Source organism: Pseudomonas sp. PKS, from assembly GCF_051913525.1.
GTDB classification, from domain to species: Bacteria; Pseudomonadota; Gammaproteobacteria; order Pseudomonadales; family Pseudomonadaceae; genus Aquipseudomonas; species Aquipseudomonas guariconensis_D.
On record NZ_JBEGDO010000005.1, the window covers coordinates 18164 to 37560 of the forward strand.

General features: G+C 66.8%; 16 protein-coding genes. 7 read left to right on the forward strand and 9 right to left on the reverse strand.

Annotated features, from left to right (window positions below):
- Positions 1-18 precede the first annotated feature (18 nt).
- The 5 genes from ABOA88_RS07060 to ABOA88_RS07080 form a co-directional block, all read right to left on the reverse strand.
- Positions 19-822: a CoA-transferase subunit beta gene (locus ABOA88_RS07060; protein ID WP_196170485.1), complete on the reverse strand. Its 804-nt coding sequence runs from the start codon at positions 820-822 to the stop codon at positions 19-21.
- A gap of 12 nt (positions 823-834) precedes the next feature.
- Positions 835-1716 (reverse strand): CoA transferase subunit A, encoded by an 882-nt coding sequence (locus ABOA88_RS07065; RefSeq protein ID WP_367851705.1) that lies wholly within the window; start codon positions 1714-1716, stop codon positions 835-837.
- Between the two features lie 11 nt (positions 1717-1727).
- The gene (locus tag ABOA88_RS07070) at positions 1728-2624 is read right to left on the reverse strand and encodes a VOC family protein (protein WP_196170487.1); all 897 of its coding nucleotides are present in this window, start codon (positions 2622-2624) and stop codon (positions 1728-1730) included.
- A gap of 279 nt (positions 2625-2903) precedes the next feature.
- A complete protein-coding gene (locus ABOA88_RS07075) occupies positions 2904-4028 on the reverse strand; it encodes an LLM class flavin-dependent oxidoreductase (protein ID WP_196170488.1) in 1125 nt (374 codons plus the stop codon).
- A gap of 123 nt (positions 4029-4151) precedes the next feature.
- A complete protein-coding gene (locus tag ABOA88_RS07080; protein ID WP_367851706.1) occupies positions 4152-5333 on the reverse strand; it encodes an acyl-CoA dehydrogenase family protein in 1182 nt (393 codons plus the stop codon).
- Positions 5334-5544: 211 nt separating this feature from the next.
- On the opposite strand from ABOA88_RS07080, the gene ABOA88_RS07085 reads away from it, so the two are divergent.
- The 5 genes from ABOA88_RS07085 (at position 5545) to ABOA88_RS07105 (ending at position 11456) form a co-directional block, all read left to right on the forward strand.
- A complete protein-coding gene (locus ABOA88_RS07085; RefSeq protein ID WP_196163506.1) occupies positions 5545-6063 on the forward strand; it encodes a flavin reductase family protein in 519 nt (172 codons plus the stop codon).
- 9 nt (positions 6064-6072) lie between these two features.
- Positions 6073-7770: an FAD-binding protein gene (locus tag ABOA88_RS07090; RefSeq protein WP_367851707.1), complete on the forward strand. Its 1698-nt coding sequence runs from the start codon at positions 6073-6075 to the stop codon at positions 7768-7770.
- A 1-nt stretch (position 7771) separates the two neighbouring features.
- Positions 7772-8863: a 2Fe-2S iron-sulfur cluster-binding protein gene (locus tag ABOA88_RS07095; RefSeq protein WP_367851708.1), complete on the forward strand. Its 1092-nt coding sequence runs from the start codon at positions 7772-7774 to the stop codon at positions 8861-8863.
- Between the two features lie 195 nt (positions 8864-9058).
- On the forward strand, positions 9059-9805 hold the full coding sequence (locus tag ABOA88_RS07100) for an SDR family NAD(P)-dependent oxidoreductase (protein WP_367851709.1): 747 nt from the start codon (positions 9059-9061) through the stop codon (positions 9803-9805).
- Positions 9806-9872: 67 nt separating this feature from the next.
- Positions 9873-11456 carry a FadD3 family acyl-CoA ligase gene (locus ABOA88_RS07105; protein ID WP_196170494.1) on the forward strand — a complete coding sequence of 528 codons (1584 nt, stop codon included), beginning with the start codon at positions 9873-9875 and terminating at the stop codon, positions 11454-11456.
- Positions 11457-11577: 121 nt separating this feature from the next.
- Here the strand turns inward: ABOA88_RS07105 and ABOA88_RS07110 are convergent, their stop codons facing one another.
- Entirely contained in the window at positions 11578-12456 is an 879-nt protein-coding gene (locus ABOA88_RS07110; RefSeq protein WP_367851710.1) for an SDR family NAD(P)-dependent oxidoreductase, read from the reverse strand.
- A gap of 2 nt (positions 12457-12458) precedes the next feature.
- Positions 12459-14192: an FAD-dependent oxidoreductase gene (locus ABOA88_RS07115; protein WP_367851711.1), complete on the reverse strand. Its 1734-nt coding sequence runs from the start codon at positions 14190-14192 to the stop codon at positions 12459-12461.
- Between the two features lie 299 nt (positions 14193-14491).
- On the opposite strand from ABOA88_RS07115, the gene ABOA88_RS07120 reads away from it, so the two are divergent.
- The gene (locus tag ABOA88_RS07120) at positions 14492-16027 is read left to right on the forward strand and encodes a DUF1302 domain-containing protein (RefSeq protein ID WP_367851712.1); all 1536 of its coding nucleotides are present in this window, start codon (positions 14492-14494) and stop codon (positions 16025-16027) included.
- Between the two features lie 24 nt (positions 16028-16051).
- On the forward strand, positions 16052-17434 hold the full coding sequence (locus ABOA88_RS07125; RefSeq protein ID WP_196170498.1) for a DUF1329 domain-containing protein: 1383 nt from the start codon (positions 16052-16054) through the stop codon (positions 17432-17434).
- A 196-nt stretch (positions 17435-17630) separates the two neighbouring features.
- On the opposite strand, the gene ABOA88_RS07130 is transcribed toward ABOA88_RS07125, so the two are convergent.
- Entirely contained in the window at positions 17631-18596 is a 966-nt protein-coding gene (locus ABOA88_RS07130; RefSeq protein WP_367851713.1) for an acetyltransferase, read from the reverse strand.
- Between the two features lie 10 nt (positions 18597-18606).
- Complete coding sequence (locus tag ABOA88_RS07135; RefSeq protein WP_367851714.1) at positions 18607-19395, reverse strand: SDR family oxidoreductase; 789 nt, start codon at positions 19393-19395, stop codon at positions 18607-18609.
- Positions 19396-19397 lie beyond the last annotated feature (2 nt).

A 19397-nucleotide genomic window follows, 5' to 3' on the forward strand; every position in this document is an offset into this window, starting at 1 on the left:
GTTGGCTGGAACGGGCTGTCAGCGCGCTGGGCGCTGGCCCGGTGGGTTGTCCTTGAGCTGGCTGGCGCGCAGGTTGTGCGGGTCCAGTCGCTGGATCAGCTGCAACTGCGCCTCGGTCGGCGCGGTGGTCACCGGGCAGTGCTCAGGCACATGCAGGGCAAAGCCTGTGTTGTCGCGCACCTCGTCCAGGCTCACACCCGGATGCAGCGAGCGCACGCGCACCTGGTGCTGGGGCCCAAGGAAGTCGAGCACGCACAGGTCAGTGACGATCAGGCGGATGTCGATGTCATCCAGCGACCAGCCACGGGCCAGGCGCTCGGGGTTGTAACCCACCGAGGCGACCACGTCGCACTCGCCCTCGACGAACACCCGGCGGTTGTGGCTGGGCACGTAGAACGAGTTGGCATGGCTGATGGAGTTGCCCGGCAGGCCACGCACGCCCAGCATCTGCGCCTTGGGCTTGTGGTAGTCGCCGCCGATGCAGGAGATGTTGGCCTGGCCGAAGCGGTCGACCTGGATCGGGCCGATCATGGCGTGGCGCTTGCCGCTCCAGACGTTGTCGAAGATGCGCGAGAAACCCATCCAGCTGTCACGTTTGGGCGCGTAGCCATTGCGTGCACCGACCGGCACGGGCTCGGCGACCATATAGGCCTCCGAGTCGGTCATCATCAGTTGCGGGTTGTTGTCGAGCATGCTCAGGGAGGCCGCCAGGCGCGGGATCACGCCGATGCCGGTGGCCAGGACTTCGCCGTCGTCGCGCCAGGCTTGGGCGGCGGCGCAGATCATCAGTTCGGCGAGGCTGTAGGTGCTTGCAGTGGTCATGGCGTTCCTCGCTTAGAAAACCGGCAGGGGCAGTCGACAGATGGCCTCAAGGCCCCCGCAACGCTCCAGGTACTGGGAGTGGGAACAGGCCACGTACTGATCGACATAGGCCTGCCAGCCCTCTTCGCTCTGCGCCGAGGCGACGTAGGCCTTGAAGTGCGGCACGTCGAAGCCATACAGCGGCGCGCAGGACGAGGGGTGCGCGCCACCGGGCACATGGGCCACGGCGGTGGTCAGGTTGCGCTCCCAGAACACCTGATGCGCACGCGCCGGCTCCGCGTGGAACCACGCACTGTCGACCAGTTCGTCACAGGTGACGTAGGTGCGCGCCGCGGCCCGCACGAACAGGTCATCCATGTAGTGGTCGGGGCCGGCGATCTGGCACACACCGCGCGCATCGGCGCGATCCACGTGCACCAGGGCGGCGTCGAGCTTGAGCGCGGGCATCGCGACCCAGTCACGGCCATCGGCGTAGGGCGAGGCGATCAGCTTGATGTCGGGGTTGTGGCGCAGCACGTCGGTGCCCAGGCCCACCGCGGTGGGGATGAACGGCACATTCATGGCGGCGGCGCGCAGCCCCAGCAGCAGCATGCCTTCGTCGATTTCCATCACGTCGATGGCACCTTCCTGACGCGCCTTGCGGAAGTACGGCTCGAGCGGGATGAAGTCGAGGGAGACGAAGGCGAACACCAGTTTCTTTACCTTGCCGGCGGCGCACAGCAGGCCGACGTCGGCACCGCCGTAGCCGACGATGGTCAGGTCCTTGAGGTCCGAGCGCAGGATCTCGCGCACCAGCGCCATGGGCTTGCGGCGCGGGCCCCAGCCGCCGATGCCGAGGGTCATGCCGTCGCGCAGCTGGGCGACCATCTCGGCCGTGGTCATCTGTTTATCCATGGGTGTTGTCCTCATTGGCGGCCGACGCTGAAGTCGTGGCCCCACTGGCTGACCACCGTGCTTTCGAACGGGGTGTGGCGGCTCCAGTCGACCACCAGGCCGTCGCAGCCGTACTCCAGGTCGAAACCGGACGGGGTCTTCATGTAGAAGGAGATCATCTGGTCGTTGGTGTGCTGGCCCAGGGTCGCGGAGAGCTTCACGCCGTTGGCGTGCATACGGTCCAGGGCGCGGCCCACGTCCTCCAGGCCCGCGACCTCGACCATCATGTGCACGCAGCCGCTGGGCACCGGGCATTCGAAGATCGCCAGCGAGTGGTGACGGCCGTTGTTGCAGTGCATGAAGTGGATACGTTTTTCCGGCTCGGCAGGGTCCGGGGTGAAGCGCACTTTCATCAGGTCCGACAAGCCAAAGCCCATCACCTGCTCATAGAAATCGCGGCAGCGGTCGAAGGTCGGTGCCGGCAGGACCACATGGCCCATGCCCAGCCCGTCGCTGACGAAACCGCGCACGCCCACCGGGGAGACGAAGCGGGCGAAGTCCTGGCGCGGGCCCCAGTACAGCTCGTGGCGATTGCCATCGGGGTCGGCGAACAACGCCAGCGCCTGGACCTGGCGCAGCGCGGCTTGCTCAGCGCTGCCCTGCTCCACCGCCACGCCGGCGGCGTGCAGCTCGGCCACGGCCTGGTCGAAGGCGGCCTGGCCGGCCACTTCCCAGCCACAGGCGCCGAAACCATCCTGGGCGCTGTGCTGCACCAGGATGCGATAGGGGCGCTCGTCCATCTTCAGGAACAGACGCTCGCCGCTCTCGTCCTCGACCACCATCATGCCCAGCACTTGGCTGGCGTAGTGACGCCATTGCGCCAGGTCGCTGGAACGTACGGTGACGTAACCCAGGCCACGGATATCCATGCACGATCTCCTCGTTTTTGTACTTGGCGTATTCAAGCCAGTCAGGGGGTTGGCGGCATCGTCCAATAGGACTACCGGCCCTGAGGCCGCGTGATACCGCCAGGAGCAACGGCCTTGCTCCGTGGCGAATGCTTCGCGGGTAAACCCGCTCCCACAGGTACGGTGCTGTGTCATGAGCAGCACAGAACCTGTGGGAGCGGGTTCACCCGCGAACACCGGCAAAGCCGGTGCATACCCGCGATCCCGGAAATGGGGCTGCGTTGCAGCCCCCCGATGGGCTTACTGCTTGTTGCGGAAATGCGGGATGACTTTCTCGCCGATGTTGCGCAAGGTCTCCAGCTGAGCCCACTGCGGCACGGTGCCCATCTGGCAGATGAACAGGATCTCGTCGGCGCCGGCATCGATCAGGCGTTGCACGTAGCCGATGCAGTCCTCGACGGTGCCGTAGGCATGGTTGGGGTTCATCATCGCCATGGTCGGGTCGGAGAAGTCCACGCTCACTTCCTCGGAGGCGAAGCGCGACTTGATCACCGCCTGGCCATTGCCATCGACGTAGGTGTCATCTTTCCACTTCTGCGGATCCGGACGCTCGCCGCCGCCGTACCAGTAGCCCAGCGACTCCATGAAGTAGCGCTGGCCACGAATACCGATACGGCGCGCGGTTTCGTTGTCATCCAACACGATGGCCGGGCACAGCGCGGCGATGTGGCGGTTCGGGCGGAAACCGACCTGGTTGCGCTCTTCACGATTGTCGAAGGCCTGGTGGTACACCTCGACCTTCTTGGCGATTTCCTCAGGCCCACCGAAGCCCAGCACCAGCGCGCCCATGCCACGGCCGCCGGCGTTCTTCAGCGACTCGGTGTTGGTGCAAGCCAGGTACATCGGCGGGTGCGGATCCTGGTACGGCTTGGGGTGGATCGGGCGCTTGGGGATCTTGACGAAGTCGCCGTGGTGCTCGATCTCATCCTGCACGAACATTTTCGGGATCAGGTACATGGCCTCGTCGATCTGCGGCTGCAGAGTCGCCAGGTCATAGCCGAAGGTGCCGGCCTCCTGCTGGGTGCCGCCCTTGCCCACGCCGAAGTGCACGCGGCCCTTGGACAGCAGGTCCAGGGTGGCGATGCGCTCGGCCACCTTGACCGGGTGGTTCATCGCCGGCGGCAGGCACACCACGCCGTGGCCGATGCCGATGCGCTCGGTCTTGCCGGCCACGAAGGCGAGCATGGTTTCCGGCGCGGACATGTGCGAGTAGTTGGTCAGCGCGGTGTGCTCCACGCACCAGAAGGTGTCGAAGCCCAGCTTGTCGGCCAGCACCGCCTGCTCGACAGTGTCATCGAAGATCTTGCGGTCACCCTCGCGGCTGGCATCGATCGTCTGGGCTTCGTAAATCAGCGAGAATTTCATGTGCGTTCCTTGTTGTTCTGTTGACGTTGGCCGGCAGCGCCGGCCTTGGTCACATCCTCTGGCATCGCGGGTGGGCTCGAATCCCTAAAACGGACTAGCCGGTTTCGGTGAGCGCCCGATGGCTTAGAGGAAAAAGTCGGTGGTGTCCTGGCCCATGCTCACGCCGCCGAGGTTCCAGGCGTACTTGGCCGGGCTGTTGGCGACGTGGGCGCGACCGGTGTGGATGTCGCGGAACGCACGGTTGATCGGGTGGCCACGGAAGATGGTCGACGCACCGCTGTTAAACATCAGCTGCGCCGCCGCCTTGGCGCAGCGGTCGGCCACCAGGGCCGAGTCGTAGCGCATCTTCACCCGCGCCTGCATCTGGAGCGCGGTGCCGGCGCGGGCATGGTCGAGCATCACCTCGAAGTTGCGCAGCAGCACGGTGCGGCACTCATCGACGCAGACCATGGCGTCGGCCAGGGCGCTCTGGGCGGCCGGGTCCTGGAGCATCTTGCGGCCATCGTTGACCGCCACCCGCGCCTTGTTGTGGGCGATGAAGTGATCCACCGCGCCCTGCAGCGCGCCGATCGCCGAGGACGACACCGCGCGCACGAAGATCTGGCCGAACGGCAGGCGGTACAGCGGCGAGGTGTTGACCGCATTGCCCGGGCTGTCTTGCATGAAGCCATCGACGGCGCGGTGGGTGCGGTACTCGGGCACGAAGGCGTCCTCGACCAGCACGTCATGGGAGCCGGTAGCCTCCAGGCCCATCACGTTCCAGTTGTCGAGGATCTGGTAATCGCTGCGCGGCACCAGGAAGGTGCGGTAGTCCGGCGCGCCGCCCGGCTCTGCCGGCGGCACCATGGCCCCGAGGAAAACCCACTGGCAATGCTTGCTGCCGGAGGAGAACCCCCAACGCCCACTCAGGCGGAACCCCCCTTCGACCCGCTGGACCTTGCCCACCGGCATGTAGGACGAGGAGATCAGCACGGAGGTGTCCTGCCCCCAGACATCCTGCGCGGCGCGGTCATCGAACAGCGCCAGCTGCCAGTTGTGGATGGCCACCACGCCCAGCACCCAGGCTGACGACATGCAACCCTCGGCCAGGGTCATCTGCACCTCGAAGAAGTCCTTGGGCTCGAGCTCCAGGCCCTGCCAGCGGGCCGGTTGGAGAATGCGAAAGAAGCCCGCCTCGTGGAAGTCGGCGAGGGTCTCTTCCGGCAGGCGGCCCATCTGCGCGGCCTGCTCGGCACGGTCACGCAGCACCGGCACCAGTTCACGGGCGCGCTGGCGCAACTGTTGGCGTACGAGGTCTTGATTCATCTTGTTGTTCTCCTCTGGTCGCCCCGATCCCCGGAGCGTGCGAGAGAGGCGTTGGGCCTCCACCGTGGGCATTGCAACAAGGTCAATCGCGCGCGACATCCCTCAAACGGACCATGCGGGGTGCGCATTGACTAGTCCCCTCGGACGATGTTGGCCCTTGCCGCCGTTGCAAGAATTCATCCCACTGAGACAGCCAACCCGAGGGCGTGCGATGAACGACAACAACAATTTGAAAGCCGACATGCTCCAGGCCATGCGCCGCCTGGCCAAGTCCGTGACCATCATCAGCACCAGCGACGGCAGCCAACGCTTCGCCATGGCCGCGACTGCGGTGGATTCGCTGAGCACCGAGCCGCCATCGCTGCTGATCTGTGTCAACCAGAGCGCGTCTCCCCACGCTGCGCTCGCCGCCGGCGCCAGCTTCTGCGTGAACATCCTGGGCTTGGAGCAGCAGCACCTGGCGCACCTGTGCAGCGGCAGCATCAAGGGCGAGGCGCGCTTCGGCCAGGGTGAGTGGCTGACCAGCGACGAAGGCATCCCGTACCTGGCCGACGCCCAGTCATCGATCCTCTGCCGCCAGGATGGCCAGTTCGCCTACGGCACCCACACTGTGTTCATCGGTCGCATCCTGCGCATCCACACCACCCCGACCATCACGCCGCTGGTGTACCTGGACGGCCACTACACCACCACTGCCAAGCCTGCGCCCCTCGCGGCCAGTGCCGGCTGAGGCGCGGCCATGGCGAAGCACGCGGTGACAGCACCGCTGCGCGTCGACAACGCCGAGCAACTGCACTGGCAGCAGCGCGCCGACCTGGTGGTGGTCGGCTTCGGCGGCGCCGGTGCCAGTGCCGCCATCGAGGCCGCCAGTCGCGGCCTTTCGGTGCTGGTCCTGGAGCGCTTCGCCGGCGGCGGCGCCACGGCCCTGAGCGGTGGCGTGGTCTATGCCGGTGGCGGTACGCCCCAGCAGTTGCAAGCGGGCTACCCGGACAGCAGCGAGGCGATGTTCAACTACCTGCGCAAGGAAGTGGGCGATGCGGTCAGCGAACAGACCCTGCGCACCTTCTGCGAAGGCAGCCGGGAGCAACTGGCCTGGCTGGAGCGCCAGGGCGCGGTGTTCGAGGGCAGCATGGCCCCGCACAAGACCTCCTATCCCAGCGACCGCTACTACCTCTATTACTCGGGCAACGAAGCCGTGCCGGCCTATGCCGTGGATGCCGCCGCCGCACCGCGCGGGCATCGGACCAAGGGCTCGGGCATGTCCGGTTCGGCGTTGTTCCGTGCCCTGGCCGACAGCGCCCGGCGCCGTGGCGTGCAGGTGCGCAGCCAATGCCAGGTGCGACGCTTGGTGATCGACCGTGACAACCAGGTGCTGGGCGTTGAAGCCTGGCAATTGCCCGCCGGCAGCCGCGCGGCGCGCAGCCATGCGCGCCTGGCGCGCTGGGCCGCCGCCGTGCACATGTACGTACCGGCGTTGTCCGCCAGGCTGCGGGCGCGCATGCAGCGCCTCGAGCAACGCCATGCCCAGCCCGTGCTGGTCCGTGCCGACCACGGTGTGGTGCTGGCCAGCGGCGGCTTCGTGTTCAACCGTCAGCTGCTGGGCGAGCATGCGCCGCGCTACCTCGATGGCCTGCCCCTGGGCAGCAGCGGCTGTGACGGCAGCGGCATCGACCTGGGGCGCAGCGTGGGCGCCAGCCTCGGGCGCATGGACAAAGTCAGCGCCTGGCGCTTCATCAATCCACCGCTGGCCTGGGCGCGTGGCCTGATCGTCAACGCCCGAGGCGAGCGCTACTGTAACGAAGAGCTTTACGGCGCCACCCTGGGCCACGCCATGGTCGAAGATCAGGACGGTCGCGCCCTCTTGATCCTCGATCGCACCTTGCGCAACCAGGCACTGGCGCAGGTCGGGCCGGGCAAGGTGTGGTCGTTCCAGCGCTTGCCGGTGCTGCTCAACCTGCTGTTCAACTGCCGCCGTGGCAACACGCTGGAGCAGTTGGCCGACCGTTGCCGGTTGCCCGCCGACACCCTGCGCCGCAGCGTGGAGACCTACAACCTGGCGGCCCGTGGCGAGACCACCGACCCGCTGGGCAAGTCCGCCTCGATGCTGCATGACCTGGGCCAGGGCCCTTGGTACTGCCTGGACCTGTCCTACGACAGCCGCCTTTACCCCTGCCCGACCCTGACCTTGGGTGGGCTGCGGGTGTGCGAGCAAAGCGGCCGGGTGCTCGACCAGCAAGGCGCCCCCATCGCCGGGCTGTATGGCGCCGGCCGCTGCGCCGTGGGCGTAGCGTCGAACCTGTATGTCTCGGGCTTGTCCCTGGCCGATTGTGTCTTTTCCGGCCGGCGCGCCGCGGCCCATGTGGCCGAGCTTGCCGCCAGCCACCGAGCCTCCCAAGGAGAACACCCATGCAACGCGCAACTGACCCGTGGCCGCTGACATGAACATCCAGGCCACTCCAGACCAAGCCCAGGCCAACCCGGCGCCTGCCAGCACGCTGCGCCTGCAGGTGAGCGCGGTGATCGACGAGACCGCCGATGCCCGCACGCTGGTGTTCGACGTCCCGCAGGCATTGCGCGAACGCTTTGCCTACAAACCCGGGCAGTTCCTGAGCTTTCGGGTGACCGTGGACGGCAAGCGCCTGACCCGTTGCTACTCGATGTCCAGCTCGCCGTGGACCGATGCGCAGCCCCAGGTGACCATCAAGCGCGTCGAAGGCGGGCGTGTGTCGAACTGGATGAACCAGCACGTGCAGGCCGGCGACTGGCTCGAAGTGCTGCCGCCGGCCGGGCACTTCTGCCTCGACCAGCGCCAGGCGGCCGATGCCAGCCGGCCCCTGGTGCTGTTCGGCGGCGGCTCCGGCATCACCCCGGTGTTCTCCCTGCTCAAGGCGGTGCTGCACAGCGGCCAGCGCCCGGTGCTGCTGGTGTATGCCAACCGTGACGAGGCGTCGGTGATCTTCCGCGAGCAACTGCGCCTGCTCACCCGGGCGCACCCGGAGCAATTGCAGGTGGTGCACGTGCTGGACTCGGTGCAAGGGTTTCTCGATGCCGCCCAGGTGCGTCAGCTGGTGCGCCATTGGCGTGGCGCGGATTACTTCATCTGTGGGCCAGGGCCGTTCATGGACACCGTGGAGACCACCCTGCTGGCCCTGGGTGAGGCGCGTGACAGCATCCATGTGGAGCGCTTCGTCTCCCCGCCGGACCCGGACAGCCAAGGCGCCACGCAGGCCCCGGTGTCGGTCGACGGCGCCGGCTGCGAGCTGCTGCTGGTGGAGCTGGACGGCGAAACCCACCAGATCGTGCCGCGCCCGGGTGATACCTTGCTGCAGAGCTGTCGTTCGGCGGGGCTGGATGTGCCGTACTCGTGCGAGGAAGGGTTCTGCGGGGCCTGCATGTGCACCGTCGAGGAAGGCCAGTCGCAGTTGACCCGCAACGATGTGCTCAGCGAGGCGGAGCTTGCGGCCGGGTGGACCTTGGCGTGCCAGGGGCACCCGCAAGGGGCGCGGGTGCGATTGAAGTTTCCTGCCTAAGGTTTTCGAAGCTGCCCTGGCCTATTCGCGGGTAAACCCGCTCCCACAGGGAGAGCGCCGAACCCTGTGGGAACGGGTTTACCCGTGAAAAAGCCAGTGCACCCCCTAGTCCCTACAGACGATCCCACCCGCCCCCGCAACAGGTAGACTCGCCACAGCAGCAGCTTCACAACAATAAAAGACAGAGGTTCGAATATGGCTCGTTTGCAAAACAAGGTCGCGGTGGTTACCGGGGGCGCGTCGGGCATTGGCCTGGCCTGCGTGCGTCGCTTCAGCGCCGAGGGCGCCCAGGTGGTCGGGCTGGATGTCGGCCAGGCGCCTGCGGACTTCCCGGGCCTGTTCATGACCCTGGATGTCCGCGACGAAACCCAGGTGCAGCAGGTGATGGCCGAGGTCGTCCAGCGTTTCGGCCGCATCGATGTGTTGGTCAACGCCGCCGGCGTCGCCAGCCAAGGCAGCGTCACCAGCGCCAGCACCGCCGACTGGCAGCGGGTCCTGGACATCAACCTGACCGGCAGCATGCTCACCAGCAAGCATGTGCTGGGGCAAATGCAGGCCCAGCGCAGTGGCTCGATCATCAATATCGGCTCGATCTTCGGCCTGCAGGGCTGCGACGGCAACGTCGCCTACAACGTCTCCAAAGGCGGCATCAACCAGCTGACCCGCAGCATGGCCATCGACTACGGCCACGCCAACATCCGCGTCAACGGCCTGTGCCCGGGCCTGATCGAAACGCCGATGACCAGCATGGTCCGCGAGAACCAGGCGTTCCATGATTTCTTCGCCTCGCAGCACATGCTCAGCCGCGCCGGGCAGCCGGAAGAAGTGGCCAATGTCGCGCTGTTTTTGGCCAGCGACGAGGCGTCCTTCGTCAGCGGGCAGATGATTGCCGTGGACGGTGGTTTCTCCGCCGGCCGCCGCTTCGCCCCGCCCAGCGCCTGACCGACCCGGCCGGGCCTGGCGCCCGGCCCTCCCCTTCGTCTATCGATCCTCTGCCTGAGGAGGCCACATGCCGTCCGTGGAAAACGCCCAGACCTTCCCGCAATTGTTCGCCCTGGCCGCCGAGGCCTACGGCGAGCGCCCGGCCATCGAAGAGGCCGGCCACCCCATCAGCTACCAGCGCCTGGACCAGCTGCGCCGCCAGGCCGCGCGCGCCTTGTTGGCCCTGGACGTACCGCAGGCGGCGCGAGTGGCGGTATGGGCACCGAACCTCTGGGAATGGATCGTCGCGGCAGGCGCCCTGCACAGCGTCGGCGCCACCCTGGTGCCGCTGAACACCCGCATGAAAGGCGCCGAGGCCGCGCAGGTGCTGCGCGACAGCGGCGCCTGCGTGTTGTTCTGCATCAGCCGTTTCCTCGACACCGACTACCCTGCCTTGTTGGCCGACCAGACCTTGCCCGCGCTGCGCCAGGTGATCCACCTGCGCCCTGCGGGCGATGTCGGCCAGGGCCTGGCCTGGGAGGATTTTCTCGCCCTCGCCGAGCAGGTGCCCGACGCCCGTTTGAGCGAACGCGAACGACAAGTCACGACCGACACCCTGTCGGACCTGCTGTTCACCTCCGGCACCTCGGGCAAGCCCAAGGGCGTGATGAGCTGCCATGGCCAGAACCTGCGCGTGGTGCGTGACTGGAGCGCAATCGTCGGCCTGCAGGTGGGCGATCGCTACCTGATCGTCAACCCGTTCTTCCATTCCTTTGGCTACAAGGCCGGCTGGGTAGCAGCGCTGATGCGCGGCTGCACCCTGCTGCCACAGCAGGTGTTCGACACCCAGGCGCTGCTTGAATGCATCCAGCGCGAGCGCATCAACGTGCTGCCCGGGCCGCCCACGTTGTACCAGTCATTGCTGGCCCACCCCAAGCGCGAGGCCTATGACCTGGGCAGCCTGCGCATTGCCGTGACGGGCGCGGCGTCGATCCCGGTGCAGATGATCCGGCGCATGGCCAGCGAGCTGGGCTTTGCCACCATCGTCACCGCCTACGGCCTGACCGAGGCTTGTGGCTTCGTCACTATCTGCCGGGCCGGCGACAGCGCCGAGCGCGTCGCCACCACCTGCGGCCGGGCGATGCCTGATGTCGAGGTGCGCTGCGTCGATCCCCAAGGCCAGCCGGTGCCGGCCAATCAACCGGGCGAGGTGCTGGTGCGCGGCTACAACCTGATGCGCGGCTACCTGGACGATCCGAAGGCCACCGACGAGGCGATCGACGCCGAAGGCTGGCTGCACACCGGCGATGTGGGGGTGCTCGATGAAGAGGGCTACCTGCGCATTACCGATCGCTTGAAGGACATGTTCATCACCGGTGGTTTCAACGTGTACCCGGCGGAGATCGAACAGACCCTGGTGCGGTTTCCCGGTGTGGCCCAGGCGGCGGTGATCGGCATTGCCGACGAGCGCCTGGGCGAGGTGGCCATGGCCTTCCTGCTGCCGGTGCCCGGGCAGCGGATCGACGAAGCGGCGTTCTTGGCCTGGTGCCGGGAACAGATGGCCAACTACAAGGTGCCGCGGCGGGTCCAGGTGCTGGACAACATGCCGCTCAATGCCACCGGCAAGGTGGCCAAGCAGGTGCTGCGCGACTGGGTTGCAGTGCCCGCTTGAGATCCTCGGGGGCGCGTTGCGCCCCATCGCTTCGCTGACGCCCAGACCTACCGTGTCTCAGCTGGGCGAGATTCGGTAGAGCTGGCGAAGCCTGCGATGGGCCGCAATGCGGCCCCGGGGTTCAGATGACCCGCGCGGGATGCTGCTGGCGGGGCTCGCCCAGCATGGCGCGGTGTGAGGGAGGCTGGCGACCATCGGCTTCGGTGATGCCGTAGCGCGGGGCGATCTCGGCGCTGATGAGGGTCTGGCCGCTGTACTCGGCCAGTTGCGGGTCATTGAGCAAGGCATGGATCAGACGCCCGTTGAACTGCGGCGTCTCGGCATTCTCCAGGAACGCGCGGTACTGCTCGCCATGCTGCTCCCCGGCAATGCGCGTGCGTTCGGTCAGCTGCGGGCCGAGCCACAGCGAGACCGCCGCCACGCCACGGCCTTCGAAGTCGATGGCCATGTCCGCCGCGAACTTGTCGCAGCCAACCTTCTGCGCACCATAGGCCGGTCCGTGCATGTAGCAACCCGCCCCGAAGGACGAGGTGAAGCACACCAGCGCTCGCCCACTGCGCAGCAGCAAGGGCGCGGCATAGTAGCTGGCGACATAGGCCGAGCGCAGGCCGACGTCGAGGATGCGCACCAGCGACAACGGTTTTTCCCAGAACGGGCCCGGTTCGATCAGCTGGTCATGGATATGGGCGACGTTGTTGACCAGCAGATCCAGCTGGCCGCATTCGCGCTCGATGCGCTCGAACAGCGCCCGCACCTGCTGATCGTCGCCATGGTCACAGGCCACGGCGATACCCCGTCCGCCCGCCGCATCGATGGCATCGGCCGTGCCCTGCAGGTCGCCCTCCAGGGCCTGGCCGTAGAGTGTCGAGCCGCCCTGCCCGGCCATCCGTCCTGTGACGTACACGGTCATGCCCGCCGCCCCCAGTGCCTGGGCAATACCGCGCCCGACACCGCGGCTGGCGCCCGTGACCAACGCTACCTGTGGCCTTTCGTTGTGCATGCTTACCTCCCGGTGGTGGTCAGGGTCGGTTGACCCTGGTTGTGTTCGCTATGGGCATGGATATGGTTGGCCGCCAGGTAACCGAAGGTCATGGCAGGGCCGAGGGTGGCACCAGCGCCTGGGTAGGTGCGGCCCATCATCGAGGCGGCGCTGTTGCCGATGGCGTACAGGCCAAGGATCGGCCCGCCATCCTGGTGCAGCACCTGGGCGTGGGTGTTGGTGAGCAAACCGCCCTTGGTGCCGATGTCGCCGGCATCCACGCGCACGGCGTAGAACGGCCCCTTGGCCAGCGGTGCAAGGCATGGGTTGGGCTGCACGCCGGGGTCGCCGTAGTAGCGGTCGAACAGCGACTCGCCCTTGCCGAAATCGTCGTCGCGGCCCTGGGCGGCCATGGCGTTGAAACGCTGTACGGTGCGGCCCAGGCCGGTGGCATCGACGCCGATCTGCGCCGCCAGCGTGCCCAGGTCATCGGCCCTGTGCAGCATCTGGCGCAGGTGCGCCGGCAAGCGCCAGTCCGGCTGGGCATAGCCGGGCAGCAGCGGGCCACAGGGGTACTTGCGCCGGAACTGGGCGTCGAACACCATCCAGCACGGCACGCTGGTGGCGCCTTCGCGGTTGTTCGCGTACATGGCGTAGACGATGTCGCTGTAGGGCGCACCTTCGTTGACGAAGCGCTCACCAGCCGAGTTGACCAGGATGCAGCCGGGCAGGTTGCGCTCGACGAACAACGCGCGCTGCTTCTCCTCTCCCGCCACGTGCACGGTCGGCGCCCACCAGCTGTGTTCCATCAGGGCTGTGCGTGCGCCAACGGCCAAGGCTGCGCGGATACCATCACCGGTGTTGTGCGGCGGCGTGGCACTCCAACCGGCATTGGACGGTTGCGGGTGATGCTGCTCGCGCATCGCCTGGTTCCGCTCGAAACCGCCGGCAGCGATGATCACGCCGTGACGGGCCTTGATGGTCAGCCATTGCCCGTCGCGCAGCACCCGGGCCCCGCCGATGCGCTCGCCGACGACCAGCAGTTGATCGAGCTGGCAGTCGAGCCACAGCGGCACGCCTCGGTCGAGCAACGAGCAGCGCAAGGCGCCCACCAGGGCGTTGCCCAGGGTCAGGAAGCGGTCGCGGCGCGACAGCTTGCGCCCCTTGCGGTCGCGCCAGTAGCGCCACAGCACCTTGGCGGTCAGGCCCATCCAGCCCTTGCCTCGGCACAGCAAGACCCGTGCTTCCTTCATGGTCATGGCCATGCGCCCCATCATCAACGTGCCGGGGGATGGCGCGCGCATGCGCAGGAACTCATCACCCAACTGCGCGGCGTCGAACGGCAACGGGTCCATGGAGCGGTAGCCGGGCTTGCCGCCCGGCACTTCGGGGTAGTAGTCGGTGTAGTGGGCCTGGGCTTCGAAGCGCACGCGGGTGTCGCGTTCCAGGTACTGGACCATGGCCCGGGCATGCTCGACGTAGGTCTCGATGCGCCCGTCGTCGACCTCGCCGTGGGTCACGGCCTTGAGATAGGCCACCGCCTCGGCGGTCGAATCCGCCCCACCCAGGGCGGACACGCGGTGGTTGTCGGGGATCCAGATCCCCCCGCCGGACACCGCCGAGGTGCCGCCGTACTGCTCGCTCTTCTCGATCACCAGGGTATCGAGCCCCAGGTCATGGGCTCGCAACGCGGCGGTCAGGCCGCCCGCACCCGAACCGATCACCAGTACATCGCAACATTCGTCCCACTTGATCATGCACGCACCTCCTCGGGGCAGACGCCTCCACAGCCCGCGACGAAAAAGGAAGAACGCGGCCGGGGCCAAGGGCTCGCTCGATTGTCTGGCGCAGTGCATGACCGGGCATCGTCCGATGGGACTACCGGGTCGCCACCGATTGCGCGTAGTCCACTTGGACGATGTTGCTCCAAGGGTCCGGTCCCATAGTCGGCCCTGCTTCACCTCCCAAAACCGGAACGTCGGTCGGGCAGGCATGCCCGCGCATGAGGACGACAATGATAAAAACAACAATCGCCCCCCAACCCCTTAACACGTACGTGCGTCTATCCCTGTTGCTGCTGGCCGGGGGCCTCAGCCAGCAGGCCAGTGCCTTGACCTTCCAGCCCAGCGATGACCTGAGCATCGACTGGGACACCACGTTGTCCTACAGCCTTGCCTGGCGCACCGAAAAGCGCGACCACAAGCTGGTGGCCAATGCCGATGGCAACGACGGCGACAACGCCTTCGACCGCGGCAGCCTGATCACCGACCGGGTGGGTTTCCTCACCGAGGCCAACTTGCGCTGGCAGGAAAACTACGGCCTGTTCATGCGCGCCTCGGGCTTCTACGACAAGGCGTACGACCAGAGCAACGACAACGACACCGGTACCTCCAACTGCTTCGCCAGCGGCACGTGCAGCAAGCCGAACCGCTTCCCCAAGAACACCATCGAGCAGCACCGCGACGACCTGCGGATGCTCGATGCGTATGCCTACGGCACCTGGGATATGGCCGGACACAACCTCAACCTGCGCGTGGGCGACCAGGTGGTGAGCTGGGGTGAAAGCCTGTTCTACCCAGGCGTCTCGGGTGCCCAGAGCCCGGTGGATGCCACCAAGGCGACCACCCCGGGCGTGGAAGTGAAGGAAGTGCTGCTGCCGGTCGGCCAGGTGTTCGGCCAGTTCAGCCTGACCGACGATCTGGATGTAGAGGCCTACTACCAATACAAATGGGAAAAAACCCAGATGTTCGGGGTCGGCAGCTACTTCTCCACCACCGACTTCATCGACCGCGGCGGTTACAGCGATGCCACCGGCTTCGTCACCCGCCTGCCGGACGACGAGCCCAGCGACAACGGCCAGTACGGCCTGGCCCTGCGCTACAGCGCAGCGTCGCTGAACAACACCGAGTTCGGCCTGTACTACGTGCGCTACCACGACAAGACCCCGACCCTGGACTTCCAGAGTGACCTGGGCTTCTACCGTGCGCGCTACTTCGACAACATCGACCTGTACGGCGCAAGCTTTGCCACCGTGCTCGGCGATACCAGCCTGGCCGGTGAAGTCAGCTACCGCGACGGCCAGCCGGTGATGGTCGACAACGGTTTCTCCAGCGCGGTACGCGCCGAGACCTTGCAGGCCCAGGTGTCGGCCATCCACGTGTTCGGCCCCAACGCCTTCTCCGACAACACCACCCTGACCGGTGAGCTGGTCTACAACACCGTGCTCAACAACGACAAGTCCGACCCGCTGACCTTGGCCCCTGGCTTCTCGCTGCCGGGCACCGACTCGCTGGTCGGCGATCGCGATGCCTGGGGTTACACGGTGCAGGTCAACTTCGACTACAACGACGTGTTCAGTGGCTGGGACATGTCGGTGCCGATCAACTTCAGCACCGCCGCCCAGCACGACAGCGCCCTGACCGGCTCGATCAACTACGGCCAGGGCGACGACCGCGCCAGCATCGGCACCACCTGGCGCTACCTCGGCAACTTCACCGTCGAGGCCCTCTACAGCGCCTACCTGGGCAACGCCAACAACTCGCCCTGGGCCGACCGCGACAACGTTGCCCTCAACTTCAAATACCGGTTCTGAAGCCCCTGACGGAGGATCATCGACATGTCCAATCTCAAGCATCCCTGGATACGCACCACCCTCGCCGTCGCCCTGCTCGGCAGCAGCCTGGCCCTACAGGCCAACGTCAGCGGCACCAGTGCCGCGTCCCTGGGCAAGGACCTGACGCCCATGGGCGCCGAGCGCGCCGGCAACGCCGACGGCAGCATCCCGGCCTGGACCGGTAAATGGCGCGGCGCACCGCCACAGGTGAAATTCGCCGGCCCCGGTACGCCCTACCCGGATCCGTATGCCGACGAAAAACCGCTGTTCGTCATCACCGCACAGAACATGGACCAATACGCGGCCAACCTCTCCGACGGCCAGAAAGCGCTGTTCAAGCGCTATCCCGACACCTTCAAGATGCCGGTCTACCCCAGCCACCGGGATTTTCGCGTCGATCCGGACACCGAGGCGGCCATCAGCCGCAACGCCGCCAGCGCCAAGCTCAGCAGCGACGGCAACGACGCCCTGGATGCCTTCGGTGCCTCGCCGTTCCCGGTGCCGAAGAACGGCAACGAGCTGATTCTCAACCACACCATGCAGGCCCGTGCGATCACCGAGGAGGCCAACTACAACCAGGTGGTGGTCTACGCCGACAACAACCGCGTGCTGGAGAAGGTCAACTACAAGATCTATTCGCTGTGGTCCGACCCCAAGCAGAATGCGCAAAGCACCAACGGTGTGTTCACCGACTTCCTGCTCACCACCCTGGAGCCGGTGCGCAAGAAAGGTGAGATCGTCGTCGGTCACGAGTTCATCAACGCCGCTGCCCAGCCGCGCCAGGCCTGGCAGTACACCCCTGGCCAGCGCCGCGTGCGCCGTGCGCCGACCGTGGGCTATGACTCCCCCACCGGTGCCGGTGGTTTTCGCGTGTACGACGAAGACCGCCTGTTCAACGGTGCCACCGACCGTTACGACTGGAAAATCGTCGGCAAGAAAGAGATCTACATCCCGTACAACAACTACAAGATCGACAGCCCACAAGTCAGCCAGGCCGACATCATCAACGCCGCCGGTCACATCAACCCTGACCTGATGCGCTACGAAAAGCATCGCGTCTGGGTCCTGCAGGCCACCCTCAAGCCGAGCGCGCGTCACATCTATGCCAAGCGCACCTTCTACATCGACGAGGACAGCTGGGCTGCAACCCTGGCCGACAACTACGATGCCCGTGGCCAGCTGTGGCGCACCAACATGCAGACCTCGGTGTATGCCTACGACATCCAACGCTTCCATGCCCGCCTGGGCCTGTACCACGACCTGATCGCCGGCTCCTACATGGTCGACCGCCTGCTCGACGGCCAGGCCCCGGCCAAGCTCAACGCCAGCAACTTCGGCGCTGACGAATTCACCCCGGGCAACCTGCGCAAGCTCGGCACCCGCTAAGCATCGACCACCTCAAAGCCCCGCGTCGAAAGACCCGGGGCTTTTTGTTTGCCTTCCAATTTTGGGGCTGCCTTGCAGCCCTCTTCGCGGGTAAACCCGCGAAGCAGACTGCGCGGTGGATGGCACCGGCTATGCCGGTGTTGGCATTTGTGGGAGCTGGCGATGGGCCGCAAGGCGGCCCTTGGGATGGGAGGGATCAGCCGGGGTAGCAGTCAGCCAGGCGCTCGGCGAGCGCTAGCAGTTGCTCGGGGCTCAGGCGGTTGATGCCCGCGGCACGCACCCGGCCGCCACCGCTGGGAAACTGCCGGCAGAAGGCATCGGCCGACCAGAGCGCGCCGTCCGGCACGCGCAGGCTGAACATCCAGTCGCCATCAGGCTTGGCGCTGAGCAATCCCACGGCACATCCAGGCGCGGCAGCGGCCAGGTCGTTGGCCAGCACACCGCTGACCCGCCGCGCCCAGGCCTGTTCCGGTAAGCGGAACAGGCGCATGCCCGGCCCTTCGCGCCACGGCGAAAGTCCCGCGGCGGCGGCCATGTCGGCGGCGTAACCGGCCCGCAGCACGGCAAAGCTTGCGCTGTGCTGCACGAAATCCAGCGGGTCGGCATAGGGCAGCAGCTCGGCGGCCAGGGCCAGCGGGTCGAAGTGCAGGTCAGCGACACTGTCGCCATAGGCGTTGTAATTGAGCAATTCGCCCAACTGCGCCAGGGCCGTCAGCTCAGGTGCGCCCAGGCCGTGGCGTTGCGCCAGGGCCCGTGCCGGCCCGGCCATGCCATCGCCAAAGGCCGCCACCACCGCCCAGCGATGGGCCTTGCCTTGCAGCCAGGTGTCGACCAGCAGGCTGGTGCACACATGCGCCGCCGTGTCGATGTGCGCATCGAAGGCCGGATGCTGGGGCAGTTCCCCCGCAAAGTGATGGTCGAAGTAGCGCACCTGGACGCCGTCGGCCAGCAAACGCTGCACGTCTTCGCGGTTCTGCTCATGGGCGATGTCCAGCACCGTCACCCGCTCGCCGGGGCGGGCCTTGACCCGGCCCAGCAGCGCAATGTCGCGCTTGACCCCGCTGACCAGTTGCACGCCTGGATCGAGCTCACCCGCCAGGCGCAATTGCTGCAGGGCACACAGGCCATCGGCGTCGCCGTTGAAGGCGCAATGATCGATCATGGCCGCCCCCTCAACACATCACTTCGCCGCCATTGGCGTCGAGCTGCGCGCCGTTGATCGCGCTGGAGTAGTCCGAGGCCAGAAACAACGCCGCTCGGGCGCATTCGTCGTCAGTGCGCATACGCCCGCCGGGGATGCCCGCACTGAATTCGGCCTTGGCCTGCGCCTCGCTGATCCCGCGGGCCTCGGCACTCTGACGGACCACCGCCTGCACCGGCTCCCCCCACATCCAGCCGCAGGCCAGGGCATTGACGCGGATGCCATGCCCGGCCTGCTCGCAGGCCAAGTACCGCACGCTGGCGGCCAAGGCCGCCTTGGACGCCGAGTAGGCCGCGCCGCCCGGGTAAGGCTTGCGCACACCGAGCGTATTGATCATCACGATCGCCCCCTCGCCCTGCTCGCGCATCGCCGGCAGCACGGCCCGGGACATGTTCAGCGAGCCCAGCAGGTTGACCTCCAGGGCCTCGCGCAGCGGCGCGTTGTCGGCCTCTTCCACGGCCTGGAAACCGCCATGGGAGAACGCGCTGTTGACCAAGGCATCGATGCGCCCGAAGGCCTGCAGGGTGGCGTCGGCAAACCGGGTGCAGGCCTCGGGTTGGGTGATGTCGGTGGGCACGCACAGCACGTCGCAATCGTGGCCCAGGGCGAGAATGCGGGCGCGGGCGTCCTCCAGCCGCTCGGCGCTGCGGGCGCCGATGGCCAGGGCTCGGGCGCCTTCGCGCGCCGCCTCCAGGGCCAGCTTGATGCCAAGGCCCGGGCCGATGCCGGAGATCATCACGACCTTGTCGTTCAACAGCATGG

Bases quoted from the DNA above. Each gene is read 5' to 3' on its own strand.
- ABOA88_RS07060 (WP_196170485.1), bottom strand. From the start codon at position 822: ATGACCACTGCAAGCACCTACAGCCTCGCCGAACTGATGATCTGCGCC.
- ABOA88_RS07065 (WP_367851705.1), bottom strand. From the start codon at position 1,716: ATGGATAAACAGATGACCACGGCCGAGATGGTCGCCCAGCTGCGCGAC.
- ABOA88_RS07070 (WP_196170487.1), bottom strand. From the start codon at position 2,624: ATGGATATCCGTGGCCTGGGTTACGTCACCGTACGTTCCAGCGACCTG.
- ABOA88_RS07075 (WP_196170488.1), bottom strand. From the start codon at position 4,028: ATGAAATTCTCGCTGATTTACGAAGCCCAGACGATCGATGCCAGCCGC.
- ABOA88_RS07080 (WP_367851706.1), bottom strand. From the start codon at position 5,333: ATGAATCAAGACCTCGTACGCCAACAGTTGCGCCAGCGCGCCCGTGAA.
- ABOA88_RS07085 (WP_196163506.1), top strand. From the start codon at position 5,545: ATGAACGACAACAACAATTTGAAAGCCGACATGCTCCAGGCCATGCGC.
- ABOA88_RS07090 (WP_367851707.1), top strand. From the start codon at position 6,073: ATGGCGAAGCACGCGGTGACAGCACCGCTGCGCGTCGACAACGCCGAG.
- ABOA88_RS07095 (WP_367851708.1), top strand. From the start codon at position 7,772: ATGAACATCCAGGCCACTCCAGACCAAGCCCAGGCCAACCCGGCGCCT.
- ABOA88_RS07100 (WP_367851709.1), top strand. From the start codon at position 9,059: ATGGCTCGTTTGCAAAACAAGGTCGCGGTGGTTACCGGGGGCGCGTCG.
- ABOA88_RS07105 (WP_196170494.1), top strand. From the start codon at position 9,873: ATGCCGTCCGTGGAAAACGCCCAGACCTTCCCGCAATTGTTCGCCCTG.
- ABOA88_RS07110 (WP_367851710.1), bottom strand. From the start codon at position 12,456: ATGCACAACGAAAGGCCACAGGTAGCGTTGGTCACGGGCGCCAGCCGC.
- ABOA88_RS07115 (WP_367851711.1), bottom strand. From the start codon at position 14,192: ATGATCAAGTGGGACGAATGTTGCGATGTACTGGTGATCGGTTCGGGT.
- ABOA88_RS07125 (WP_196170498.1), top strand. From the start codon at position 16,052: ATGTCCAATCTCAAGCATCCCTGGATACGCACCACCCTCGCCGTCGCC.
- ABOA88_RS07130 (WP_367851713.1), bottom strand. From the start codon at position 18,596: ATGATCGATCATTGCGCCTTCAACGGCGACGCCGATGGCCTGTGTGCC.
- ABOA88_RS07135 (WP_367851714.1), bottom strand. From the start codon at position 19,395: ATGCTGTTGAACGACAAGGTCGTGATGATCTCCGGCATCGGCCCGGGC.